Annotated in this window: 6 protein-coding genes and 2 pseudogenes; 2 read left to right on the top strand and 6 right to left on the bottom strand. The window is 72.1% G+C overall.

Annotated elements, in window-relative coordinates; genetic code table 11:
* Positions 1 to 11: 11 nt before the first annotated feature.
* From F3L20_RS21460 to F3L20_RS21450, 3 genes are all read right to left on the bottom strand, one after another.
* On the bottom strand, positions 12 to 401 hold the full coding sequence (locus F3L20_RS21460; RefSeq protein ID WP_145825737.1) for an STAS domain-containing protein: 390 nt from the start codon (positions 399 to 401) through the stop codon (positions 12 to 14).
* A 102-nt stretch (positions 402 to 503) separates the two neighbouring features.
* Positions 504 to 2,870 (bottom strand): SpoIIE family protein phosphatase, encoded by a 2,367-nt coding sequence (locus F3L20_RS21455; protein WP_240810956.1) that lies wholly within the window; start codon positions 2,868 to 2,870, stop codon positions 504 to 506.
* An 88-nt stretch (positions 2,871 to 2,958) separates the two neighbouring features.
* On the bottom strand, positions 2,959 to 6,963 hold the full coding sequence (locus F3L20_RS21450) for a HAMP domain-containing protein (RefSeq protein ID WP_150155748.1): 4,005 nt from the start codon (positions 6,961 to 6,963) through the stop codon (positions 2,959 to 2,961).
* A 359-nt stretch (positions 6,964 to 7,322) separates the two neighbouring features.
* On the opposite strand from F3L20_RS21450, the pseudogene F3L20_RS21445 reads away from it, so the two are divergent.
* Positions 7,323 to 7,690 (top strand): annotated as a pseudogene (locus F3L20_RS21445) (PRC-barrel domain containing protein); the annotation flags it as partial.
* Positions 7,691 to 7,735: 45 nt separating this feature from the next.
* Here the strand turns inward: F3L20_RS21445 and F3L20_RS21440 are convergent.
* Positions 7,736 to 8,170 (bottom strand): ATP-binding protein, encoded by a 435-nt coding sequence (locus tag F3L20_RS21440; RefSeq protein ID WP_145825735.1) that lies wholly within the window; start codon positions 8,168 to 8,170, stop codon positions 7,736 to 7,738.
* 147 nt (positions 8,171 to 8,317) lie between these two features.
* Positions 8,318 to 10,222 carry an AMP-dependent synthetase/ligase gene (locus F3L20_RS21435; RefSeq protein WP_150155747.1) on the bottom strand — a complete coding sequence of 635 codons (1,905 nt, stop codon included), beginning with the start codon at positions 10,220 to 10,222 and terminating at the stop codon, positions 8,318 to 8,320.
* Positions 10,223 to 10,349: 127 nt separating this feature from the next.
* On the opposite strand from F3L20_RS21435, the pseudogene F3L20_RS21430 reads away from it, so the two are divergent.
* Positions 10,350 to 10,585, top strand: a pseudogene (locus F3L20_RS21430) (DUF6480 family protein).
* Positions 10,586 to 10,915: 330 nt separating this feature from the next.
* Here the strand turns inward: F3L20_RS21430 and F3L20_RS21425 are convergent.
* Complete coding sequence (locus tag F3L20_RS21425) at positions 10,916 to 12,004, bottom strand: glutamate--cysteine ligase 2 (protein WP_150155746.1); 1,089 nt, start codon at positions 12,002 to 12,004, stop codon at positions 10,916 to 10,918.
* Positions 12,005 to 12,067 lie beyond the last annotated feature (63 nt).

Raw genomic sequence — 12,067 nt, 5'->3', positions numbered from 1 at the left:
GGCGGTCCCGCTCAGGCCGCTGGCCCGGCCGGGGCCTCGGGCGCGTCGACGCGCTCCAGCGCCTCGTCGACGCTCTCCGAGACGGGGACGGTGATGCTGACGCCCGTCAGATCGAGGATCCGGCGCACGGCCGGGGTGGGGGCGATGATGTGGACGCTCCCCGGAAGCTCCCGCGCCTCCTGGTACACGCGCAGGATGATGTTCATGCCGGAGGAGTCCATGAAGGGGACCGCCGACAGATCCAGCAGGAAGTGCCGGCGGCCGTGGTGCAGCTGGTTGGCCAGATGGTGCTGGAACTCGGTCGCCGTGTCGACGTCCAAGTAGCCCTCCACCGTCAGAAGGGCCACATCCTCACGCGGAAGTGTCACCTCTACGGACAACGGGTCCTGGGCAATGGGCACGAGTACCTCCAACAAGGTGATCAAGCTCTTCGTCGCGCAGCCGCGCGTACCCCCGAATCGCTCTCTCATGCCTCCGTCCGTCCGATCGGCCGCTCGGGTGACCTATCCCACGCGGATACCGACGATGCAGGTGTCGTCGTCGGTGTCCGACCTGCTGTACGTGAGCAGCCGGTCCAGCCGCTGGTCGAGCGAGCCCGGCACCGTCGCCGCGGTGGTGAGGAGGTGCGTCAGCGACTCCTCCACCGAGCGGTCCCGGCGCTCGATCAGCCCGTCCGTGTACATCAGGAGGTTGTCCTCGGCGGCGAGCTGCACCTCCGACTCCTCGTACTGCGCCTCCGGCACCGCACCCAGCAGCAGGCCTCGCACCACCGGCAGCGGGGCCGCCTCGGAACCGCGCACCAGCACCGGCGGCAGATGGCCGGCCCGCGCCCACCGCAGGGTGCGGGTGGCCGGGTCGTACAGGCCGCAGACCGCCGTGGCCGTCACCCCGCCGGTCAGATGGTGCGTCACGATGTTCAGCCACGACAGCAGCTGTCCCGGGCCCGCGCCGGTGACGGCGAGCCCGCGCAGCGCGTTGCGCAGGACGACCATGCTGGTGGCCGCCTCGATGCCGTGACCGGCGACGTCGCCGACGCACAGCAGCACCAGCCGGGACGGCAGCACCACCGCGTCGTACCAGTCGCCGCCCACCAGCTGCTCCGCCTCCGCCGGCCGGTAGCGCACCGCCACGTCCAGGTCGGGGATCTGCAGCGGCGCCTGCGTGGGCGGCATGATCGCGCGCTGCAGCTGGAGCGCCAGCCGATCGCGCTCGCTCGCGTGCTGCTCGGTGTGGGCGAGCTGGTCGCGGGTCGCCGCCAGCGCCACCTCGGTCCAGTGCTGCGACGAGATGTCCTGGTAGGCGCCTCGTATGGTCAGCAGCCGGTCGTCGGTGTCCAGCACCGGCTCGGCGACCACGCGGATGTGCCGGGTCACCCCGTCCGGCCGCTGCAGCCGGAAGGCCGCCGACGCCGGACGCCGGTGGTGCAGCACCGTCCGCAGGAAACGGCCGATGGCGACGGCGTCGTCCGGGTGGGCGTACGCCGGCAGGTCCTCCAGCGGCACCGGCGGACTGGTCTCCGGACGCCCGTACAGGTCGAACAGCTGGCCGTTCCAGGTGATCTCCCCGGTCAGCAGGTTCTCCTCGAACCCGCCGATCCGGCCGAGCCGCTGGGCGTGCTGCAGCAGGCTCGCCAGCCGGGCCGTCTCGTCCTCGATCCGCCAGATGAACAGGATCCCCGCGCCGTGCCGGCTGACGCTGATGTCCGCCATCGCCGACAGCGGCACCTGGTCGACCAGCGCGGTCAGATGCATGCGCCGGGCCCGGAACGGCTCACCCGTGGCGTACACCCGCTCGATCCGCTGGAACAGCTCGCTCTCGCCGGCGGCCATCGGGTAGGCCTCCAGCAGCAGCGCGCCGCTGACCATGCCGCGCGGCCGGCCCGCCGGGTCCAGGAACCGGCTGTTGACGTGCTGGATGCGGAAGTCGAGCAGGTTCCCCGACTCGTCCAGGTGCGGCACCAGCACCAGGGCCGGGTCGTACAGCCCGTCGGCCAGGTCCATCAGCTCGGCGGCGTCCGGCAGCACCCGCGGCGGCCGGCTGGGGTCGTCCGGCACGGTGAACGTCTCCAGGGTGTGCGCGCACAGCTCGGCCAGCGCCTCCACCTGCCGCACGATCTGCGGCGGCTGCTGCGGCAGCGGCGTCGGCCAGACGATCTCCAGCACCCCGTACACCCGCCCCCCGGTGCCGGCGGGCACGGCGGCCCGGCCGCCGTCCGGGTGGTGGTGCCGTCCCACGCTGGGCAGCCCCCGCTCGGACAGCGACTCGATCCACAGGCCGTCGCGCTCGGCCAGGCCGTACCGCGCGACCGTCGCCACGTCCGGCGGCACGTAGTACCAGCGCGCCGCCTCGGCGGGGGAGAAGCCGGAGCTGCCCGCCAGGGTCAGCGACCCGTCGGCGCCCGCCGCCCAGATCGCCACGGCCACCGCGCCCAGCGGGCGCAGCGCCTGCTCCAGCAGCGACTCGGCCACCGCCTGGGTGTCGTCGGCGGCGAGCGCGCCGCTCTCCGCCGCGCGCAGCCGTACGGCCGCCGGGTCCGCCTCGCCGGCCGCCCGGGTGGCGGCCAGGAAGGCGTCGGTGACCTCGGACATCCGGTCCCGGGCGGCCTGGTTGATCACCTCGACCGCGAACTCCAGCGGGTTCGTCCCGGCCTGCTCGGTCAGCTCGGCGAGCTGCCGCGCGGCCTGCGCGGGCCCGCAGCCCAGGCGCTCGACGAGGATGCCCTTGGCGAGCTCGATCAGCGCACGCCCCTCGGCCTCCGCCTGCGCGGCCCGCACCTCACGGCTGAGCCGGTCCACGGTGGCCGCCAGCCGGCCCACGGGGGAGTCGGCGGCCACCCCGGCGGGCCCCGCCGACGGCCGCCGCAGCTCCATCTCCGTCTCGTCGGGCGGCGGTTCGTTCACGTACTCCTGGATGCTCACGTCACCCACGCCTTCCGGTCGGAGCGCTCCGTCGCGCGGCTCATGCGGGCAGCCAACGGCGGACGCAGGCGATCAGCTCACGGCTGTCCACCGGCTTGGTGACGTAGTCGCTGGCACCCGAGGCGAGGCTCTTCTCCCGGTCCCCGGGCATCGCCTTCGCGGTGACCGCGATGATCGGCAGATCCGCGTACCGCGGCATGGAGCGGATCTCCGCCGTGGCGGCGTACCCGTCCAGCTCGGGCATCATCACGTCCATCAGGACCAGGGCCACGTCCGGGTTCTCCACGAGTCTCTCGATGCCCTTGCGGCCGTCCTCGGCGTGCAGCACCCGGAAACCGTGCAGCTCCAGGATGCCGCTCAGCGCGAACAGGTTGCGCGCGTCGTCGTCGACGACCAGCACCGTGCGCCCGGCGAACGAGCCGTCCACCACGGTCTCCGGGGCCGACCGCTGTGCCTCTTCCGGGCGCACCAGCGACAGCACGTCACCGGGCTCCTCCGCCGACAGGTGCAGCGCGATCCGCTCCCGCAGCTCGTCCAGGCTGGACAGGAACTCCAGCGCCGTGCCCGAGGCCCGGGTGCGCAAGGTCGCCTCGACCTCGGCGTCGGCCCGGTGCCCGCTGTGCACCAGGACCGGCACGCTCGCCAGGGCGGAGTCCCCGCGCAGCGCCTCCAGGAAGCGGGTCACCTCCGCCTCGGCCATGCCCAGCTCCAGCACCACGCAGTGGCAGGGGTCGGCGGCCAGCGCACCGGCCGCCTCCTGGGCGCCGACGGCGGTGATGATGTCGACCGAGGGGCGCGAGGCGCCGCCCGCGTCCGTGACGTCCTGCACCACGCTCTCCGCGACCAGGGTGAGCAGCCCCCGGGGCCGCTCCTCCACCACCAGCAGGCGGCGCGGACGCTGTCCCGGCGCGGCCGGCGCCGCCTCGATGGCGGGCGTCTGCCGGGAGGACGTCTCCGGCAGCTCCTCGCCGGCCGTCTCCTGCTCCGCGACCGGGGCGGGCCGCAGCTGCTGCTCGAAGTCCGGCCGGGCCACCGGCAGGAACAGGGTGAACGTGGAGCCCTGGCCCGCGACGCTGTCCACGGTCACCGCGCCGCCGAGCAGGTGCGCGATCTCCCGGGTGATGGACAGGCCGAGGCCGGTGCCGCCGTACTTGCGGCTGGTGGTGCCGTCCGCCTGCTGGAAGGCGCCGAAGATCGACTCCAGGTGCTGCTCCGGAATGCCCACCCCGGTGTCCCGCACCCGGAAGGCGGCCACGGGACCGCCCCGCAGCACCTCGGCGGGCACCTCGTCGTCCGGAGCCGGCTCGATCCGCAGCTCCACCTGGCCCCGCTCGGTGAACTTCACCGCGTTGGACAGCAGGTTGCGCAGCACCTGACGCAGCCGGGAGTCGTCGGTCAGCAGGTCGGCCGGTGCGCCCGGCGCCGTCACGATGGTGAAGTCCAGGCTCTTCTGCATGGTCATCGGCCGGAAGGTCGCCTCGACGTACTCGACGAGCCGGCGCAGCTCCACCCGCTCGGGGCTGACGTCCATCTTCCCGGCCTCGACCTTCGACAGGTCGAGGATGTCGTTGATCAGCTGGAGCAGGTCCGAGCCCGCCGAGTGGATGATCTGCGCGTACTCGACCTGCTTGGGGGAGAGGTTGCGCGAGGGGTTCTGGGCGAGCAACTGGGCCAGGATCAGCAGGCTGTTGAGCGGGGTGCGCAGCTCGTGGCTCATGTTGGCCAGGAACTCCGACTTGTACTTCGAGGCGAGCGACAACTGCTGGGCGCGCGCCTCCAGTTCCTGCCGGGCCTGCTCGATCTGAAGGTTCTTCGCCTCGATGTCCCGGTTCTGCGCCGCGAGCAGCGCCGCCTTGTCCTCCAGTTCGGCGTTGGAGCGCTGCAGTTCCTCCTGCTGGGTCTGCAACTCGGCGGACCGCTCCTGCAGTTCGGCGGTCAGCCGCTGCGACTCCACCAGCAGCTCGTCGGTACGGGCGTTCGCCACGATGGTGTTGACGTTGACGCCGATGGTCTCCATCAGCTGGGCCAGGAAGTCCTGGTGGATCTGTGTGAACGGCGTCACCGACGCCAGCTCGATCACACCGAGGACCTGCCCCTCCACCACGATCGGCAGCAGCACCAGCGCGGTCGGCACCACCTGGCCGAGCCCGGAGGAGATGGTCACGTAGTCCGGCGGCAGCGCGTCCACCACGATGGTGCGCCGGCTGCGCGCGGCCTGGCCGACCAGGGTCTTGCCGAAGGCGATCCGGGTGGGCCGGTCGCTGTCCTCGGGGTAGCCGTAGGAACCGACGAGCCGCAGCTCGGGACCGTCCTCGCCGTCGTCCGCGAGGTAGAAGGCGCCGTACTGGGCGGACACCAGCGGCACCAGCTCGTCCATGATCAGCTCGGCGACCACGGGCAGGTCGCGGTGGCCCTGCATCAGCCCGGACACCCGGGCGAGGTTGGTCTTGAGCCAGTCCTGCTCCTGGTTGGCCCGGGTCGTCTCGCGCAGGGACTCCACCATCGCGTTGATGTTGTCCTTGAGCTCCGCGACCTCGCCGGAGGCCTCCACGTTCACCGAGCGTGTCAGGTCACCCTCGGCGACCGCGCTGGTCACCTCGGCGATCGCGCGGACCTGCCGGGTGAGGTTCCCGGCCAGCTCGTTGACGTTCTCGGTGAGCCGCTTCCAGGTGCCGGAGACCCCCTCGACCTCGGCCTGTCCGCCGAGCCGTCCCTCGGTGCCGACCTCGCGGGCGACGCGGGTGACCTCCTGGGCGAACGCGGAGAGCTGGTCGACCATCGTGTTGATGGTCGTCTTCAGTTCGAGGATCTCGCCGCGCGCGTCGACGTCGATCTTCTTCGACAGGTCGCCCTTCGCGACGGCCGTCGTCACCAGCGCGATGTTGCGCACCTGGCCGGTGAGGTTGTTGGCCATCGAGTTGACGTTGTCGGTGAGGTCCTTCCAGGTGCCGGCGACACCGGGCACATGGGCCTGTCCGCCGAGCCGTCCCTCGGTGCCGACCTCGCGGGCGACGCGGGTGACCTCGTCGGCGAACGCGGACAGCGTGTCCACCATCGTGTTGATGACGTCCGCGAGCGCCGCGACCTCGCCGGCGGCCTCGACCCGGATGCGCTGGGACAGGTCGCCCCGGCCCACCGCGGAGGCGACCTGGGCGATGGAGCGCACCTGGCCGGTCAGGTTGGACGCCATCACGTTGACGTTGTCCGTGAGGTCCTTCCAGGTGCCCGAGACCCCCCGCACCTGGGCCTGTCCGCCGAGCCGTCCCTCGGTGCCCACTTCGCGGGCGACGCGGGTGACCTCGTCGGCGAAGGCGGAGAGCTGGTCGACCATCGTGTTGATGGTGTTCTTGAGTTCGAGGATCTCGCCGCGGGCGTCGACGGTGATCTTCTGCGACAGGTCGCCCTGTGCGACGGCCGTCGCGACCAGCGCGATGTTGCGGACCTGGCCGGTGAGGTTGCCGGCCATGAAGTTCACCGAGTCGGTCAGGTCACGCCAGGTGCCCTTGACCCCCTGCACGTCGGCCTGTCCGCCGAGCCGTCCTTCGGTGCCGACCTCGCGGGCGACGCGGGTGACCTCGTCGGCGAAGGCGGAGAGCTGGTCGACCATCGTGTTGATGGTGTTCTTGAGTTCGAGGATCTCGCCGCGGGCGTCGACGGTGATCTTCTGCGACAGGTCGCCCTTCGCCACCGCCGTCGTCACCTGCGCGACGTTGCGGACCTGCGCCGTGAGGTTCCCCGCCATGGCGTTCACCGAGTCGGTGAGGTCCGCCCAGGTGCCCGACACCCCCGGCACCTGCGCCTGACCGCCCAGCGTCCCCTCCGTGCCCACCTCGCGGGCGACGCGGGTCACCTCCGAGGTGAACAGCGAGAGCTGGTCCACCATCCCGTTGAAGACCTTGGCGATGTCCCCCATGAGCCCGTCGGCGTCGCCCGGGAGCCGGGTACCGAAGTCCCCGTCCCGCACGGCCGTCAGTCCCGCGAGGAGCTGCCGCAGCTCCTTGTCCCCCGGCACCGTGTCGGTCCCCTCGGCGCTCCTGCTGGTCATGCGCACCCTCGCTCCGGCCCCATTCAATGCGCATTCCCGCAGATCAGCGGAGTCGCGCGACGAGAAATACGCCGCAGGTTAACCCACCTTCACGGCGTGCGACAAAGCGGTCCGGGTCCTTCCCGGACCCGTTGAGAATCACTGAATCCGGCAGGCATGGTCCTGCGAATGGGGGGTACTTGACCTCATTTCGCGAGGGCGCCGCGAAGGGGCGCCCCGAGGGAGCCGCCGCGCCGCACGCTTTCGGCGGGCGCCGTTCGAATGTGTGAGCGCCAGAGGGGTATCTGCTCGGGTGGAGGGGGCGGAGTGCCGCCCCGCTCCGGTCAGGGAGCAGACGTTTCACGGGGAGGCCGGCAGCAGTGCCCACCGACAGCATCTGGTCGTACGCGCGGGACCTGGACCACGTCCGCGGGGAGGACCTGACGGGATGGAGCGTCGTCGCGAGCGACGGCACCGTCGGCCATGTGGACCGTCAGGCCGGCCATCACGGCATGGCGCACCTCGTCGTCGACACCGGAGTGTGGGTGTTCGGCCGCAGTCTGCTGGTGCCCGTCGGCGTCGTCGCCGCCGTCGACACCGCCGAGCGGAAGCTGACGGTGTCCTGCACCAGGGGCGAGCTGAAGGCCGCCCTCGCTTCCGCACCGACAGCGAGACCATGGACCTCACCTATCTCACCGCCGTCGGCGACTACTACCGCGCGCTGCCCGCCCGCGGCGTCCGGCCGGCTGACCGCCGGGAGGCGGGCCCGCATACCACGGCAGACCGGGCCCGCTCACCACGGCAGGAAGACGTGAATGTCCTTGCCGCGCTCGTCGGTCACGACACTCACCTGGTCGCAGAGGGTGTGGATCAGATGCCATCCGATGCCGCCCCCGCCGCTGTGCGGGTGGAACGGCCGCGGGGCGGGCTCGGTGGTGCTGGTGTCGTGCATCACCACGTGCACCCCGTCGAACGTGCGGCGCAGCCGCAACTGGAACGGCCCGGGGGCGTACTGGACCGCGTTGGCGGCCAGCTCCGTGACCACCAGAAGTATGTCGTCCCAGTGCTCCGGGGCCGTCGGTGCCGACGCCCGGGCCAGGTCGAAGAGGAAGTCCTCCGCGACCAGGCGTGCGTCCGTCACATCGTGCAGCTCCCCCGGGAAGCTGGCGATGCGGCTCGTGATCTCCTCGCCGGCCAGTGTTCTGTCCCTACGCGACTCGGGTGCCATGTCGCCTTCCAGGCCCCGGCCGTCAACCGGGGCGGTCGTTGCTGCTCCTGTGCGTTCCCCGATCATTGGGTTCCCGTGCGGGCGGAGCCTACGCGCCCGCATGCCCGACAGCGTGTGGTCACAAACACCACACGCCGCAGCGCGCGCTCAGCGGAACACGTTGTCCGCGTCGTCCCAGGCCGACGACTCCTCCGGCACGGGCGTACGCTCCGGCCGCCTGCGGGACTGGTACATCGCGTCGATCTCCAGCGCGTACCGCCGCACTATCTCGTCCCGGCGCAGCTTCATCGACGGCGTCAGCAGACCGTTGGTCACGTCGAACGGCTCCGGCAGCACCCGGAACACCCGGATCGACTCCGAAGGGGAGACGCTGCTGTTGGCCGCGGCGACCGCCCGCCCGATCTCCTCCCGCAGCGCGTTCTCCTCGCGCGCCTCCCGGGCCGGGGCGTCGCCGGGCAGCGACAGCGCCGCCCGCCAGTCCGCCAGGAAGTCCGGGTCCAGCGTGATCAGCGCGCCCACGCAGGGACGGTTGTCGCCCACCACCACGGCCTGGTGCACCAGCGGATGCATCCGCAGCCGCTGCTCCAGCGCCGCCGGGGCCACGCTCTTGCCGCTGGTGGTGATGATGATGTCCTTCTTGCGGCCGGTGATCGTGAGATAGCCCTCCGTGTCCAGCCGGCCGAGGTCCCCCGTGGCCAGCCAGCCGCCGCGCAGCGTGGCCCGGGTGGCGGCCGGATCGCCCACGTACCCCTGGAAGACCGACGGCCCGCGCACCAGGATCTCCCCGTCCTCGGCCACCTGGATCGCGGTCCCCGGCAGCGCCTGCCCGACGGTGCCGGACTTCTCCCGGCCGTACGGCTGCATCGTCACCCCGCCGCTGGTCTCGGTGAGGCCGTAACCGTCGTGCACGTAGATGCCGATGCCCTCGTAGAAGAGCGACAGGTCGCGACTGAGCGGCGACCCCCCGGAGGTGGCCCGCCGCACCCGGCCGCCGAGCGTCGCCCGCAGCTTGCGGTAGACGGTGCGCTCGTACAGGGCGTGCTGCATCCGCAGGTCGAGACCCGGCCCCGAGCCGCGTCCGAGACGCTGGCGCTCCGTGGCGGCCGCGAAGTCCCGGGCGGTGCCGGCGGCCCGCTCGAACAGCGCCCCGCGCCCCGACAGCTGCGAGGCGCGCAGGAAGTTCTTGTAGATCTTCTCCAGCAGCGACGGCACCGCGTACAGATAGGTCGGCCGGAACGTGCGCAGCGCCGAGGACAGCGCGTCCGCACCGAGGTCCGGCTCGTGCCCCATCAGCAGGCCGCCGCGGACGCACAGGCTCTGGATCATCAGCCCGTAGACGTGCGAGAACGGCAGGAAGGCCAGCACGGAACCCTGCTCGCCGGGCGCCGCCGCCACATGCCCCCAGCCCTCCAGCAGCGTGTCGCAGATGAAGGCCAGCCCGCGGTGGCTGAGGGCACAGCCCATGGCGTGCCCCGAGGTGCCGGAGGTGTACGCCACCACGGCCGTGGCGTCCGGCAGCACGATGCGCCGCATCGAGTCGACCGTGGCCGGCGGGATGGCCTCGCCGCGCGCCGCCAGCTGCTCCAGCGCCCCCGCGTCCAGCTGCCACACGTGCCGCAGGCGCGGCAGCGCGGCGCACACCGACCCCACCGTCATCACGCTCTGCTCGTCCTCGACCAGCACGGCGACCGCGCCGGAGTCGCGCAGGATCCACTCGACCTGCTCCCGAGAGGAGGTGGGGTAGATCGGCACGACCTCGGCGCCCACCGTCCACAGGGCGTGGCACAGGACCGTCCACTCGTAGCGGGTGCGCGCCATGATGGCGACCCGGGTGCCCGGCGAGATCCCGGACGCGATCAGGCCCTTGGCGAGATCGACGACCTCGTCGCGGAACTCCACGGCGGTGACCTCCTCCCAGGTGGCGGAGGCCGGACCGATGCGGCGGGCGAGTACCGGCAGGGTCGGGCTCTCGGCCGCCCTCGCGAACAGGCTGTCGGCGAGGCCGCCGGTCAGGGGCGGGGCGGACGGCGGAGCGAGAGCGGAGTCGCGCATGCACTGCTCCTCACGAGCACGGGGGCGTGGCGGTGCCTGAATCTAGTCGAGCCCGACCGGCCCCGCGCCGGATCACCTCAAGTGTGTCCGCACTGATGATCTGGGCGCTTTCTGGGACCCGGTCCCCATGACCTACGTCAATCCCGATCCCGATCCGGAACGTACCACCGGCCTCGAAGCGGTGGTGGTGTCCCACCGGGCGAGACCCCGCCCGCGGAGAGCAGCATGCCCGAGGCGGGTCCCTACGACCTGTCCCACAACCCGTCCAAAGGCTGGGCGAAGGGCCCCCTGACCGCGATCCTCGTCGTGGTGGCGTTCATCGCGGCGTTCTTCCTGGTCTACGCCATCACCCTGCTCATCTGACCGGCGGCCGCGGCAGCCGCCGGCACCCCCGTGCAGGCGGCCGGGTTCGGCATGGCCCGCCACGGGGGTCCGCCGGGCAGCCGGCAGACCCAGGTGATCGCGTACGTGCGGGTGAGAGCTGGTCGCGCAGTTCCCCGCGCCCCTTCGCGACGCCTTGGCGGAGTGCGCCTACAGGGGGGCGGGGGAACTGCGCGAACAGGGGTTCGGGGGCGGAGCCCCCGAGGACGGAGGTCTGGCGCCCTGAACCATGAAGCTCTCCGGGGCACCAGGGCGGCACCGCGGCGTACGACCGCACCGAGGAGCTGGGGATGCGGCACCGCCGCCGGGCGCTTACTCCTGCGTGTGACGGACGCATTCCGTGACCACGTCACGGAGGCTGTCCGTGCGGTGCAGCAGATCGCGCTGGATCATGGCGCCGTTGCCGTCACGGAGCAGACGTTCGCAGCCCTCGCGGGCGCGGTCCAGGTCGCCGTGGTCGGTCAGGGCGTCCGCGGTGTGGTCGAGGAGGGCGCGGACGACCGACTCGGCGGGCATGCGCCGCATGGTCTCCGGGTGCAGCAGCTCCCCGGTCAGGCCCGAGCGGGCCGCCTGCCAGGCGGCAAGCCGCAGCAGGCTGACCCCCGGGTCGACCGGCTCCCGGCCGTCCCGCCACTCCCGCGCCGCCGTCTCCACCAGCGCCCGGGTGAGCGTGGCGATCAGTCCCGCGGTCTCCGCGTGCAGGGCGACGTCGGAGACGCGCACCTCCACCGTCGGGTACCGCTGCGACAGCCGCGCGTCGAAGTAGACCATCCCCTCGTCGAGGATGACGCCGGTGGCGACCATCTCGGCGACCCGCCGGTGGTAGCGCTCGGGCGAGCCGAACATCTCGGTCGGGCCCGCCGACGGCCAGCGCTGCCAGACCCGGCTGCGGTAACTGGAGTAGCCCGAGTCCTTGCCCTGCCAGAACGGCGAGTTGGCGCTCAGTGCGGTCAGCACCGCCAGCCACGGCCGCAGCCGGTCGAGCACCGCGACGCCCTCCTCGTCGGACTCCACCGACACGTGGACGTGGCAGCCCATGACGAGCTGCTCCCGGGTGGCGATGCCGTACTGCTCCTCCATCCACCGGTACCGCTCGTTCACGCCGACCGACGGGCTGACCGGCAGCGGCGACGTGGCGAGCGCGGCGACCGTGCAGCCGATCGACTCGGCATGGCCCGCGGCCTCCTTGCGGCAGCGGGCGATCTCCGCGTGCAGGCGTTCCATGGACGACTGCGGATGTGTGGCGAACTCCACCATCTGCTCGTGCAGTTCCTTCTCGAAGACGTCCTGCCCGGCGTCGTCCCGCTCGGCGCGGGCGAGGACCGCCGCGGACATCGCCCGCGGTTCGCCTGTCTCCGGATCGACCAGGAGGAGTTCCTCCTCCACTCCCACGGTGCGCACGTGATGCTCGCCCTTCCGCTCCCTGCCGCGTCGACGCCGAGCAGCCCTCGGCCGTACGACCCG

This window comes from Streptomyces tendae (assembly GCF_008632955.1).
Lineage (GTDB): Bacteria > Actinomycetota > Actinomycetes > Streptomycetales > Streptomycetaceae > Streptomyces.
The sequence above is the reverse complement of the archived record's forward strand: the minus strand, read 5'-3'. Positions and strand labels throughout refer to the sequence as shown.

Bases quoted from the DNA above. Each gene is read 5' to 3' on its own strand.
- F3L20_RS21455 (WP_240810956.1), bottom strand. From the start codon at position 2,870: ATGGAGCTGCGGCGGCCGTCGGCGGGGCCCGCCGGGGTGGCCGCCGAC.
- F3L20_RS21450 (WP_150155748.1), bottom strand. From the start codon at position 6,963: ATGACCAGCAGGAGCGCCGAGGGGACCGACACGGTGCCGGGGGACAAG.
- F3L20_RS21435 (WP_150155747.1), bottom strand. From the start codon at position 10,222: ATGCGCGACTCCGCTCTCGCTCCGCCGTCCGCCCCGCCCCTGACCGGC.
- F3L20_RS21440 (WP_145825735.1), bottom strand. From the start codon at position 8,170: ATGGCACCCGAGTCGCGTAGGGACAGAACACTGGCCGGCGAGGAGATC.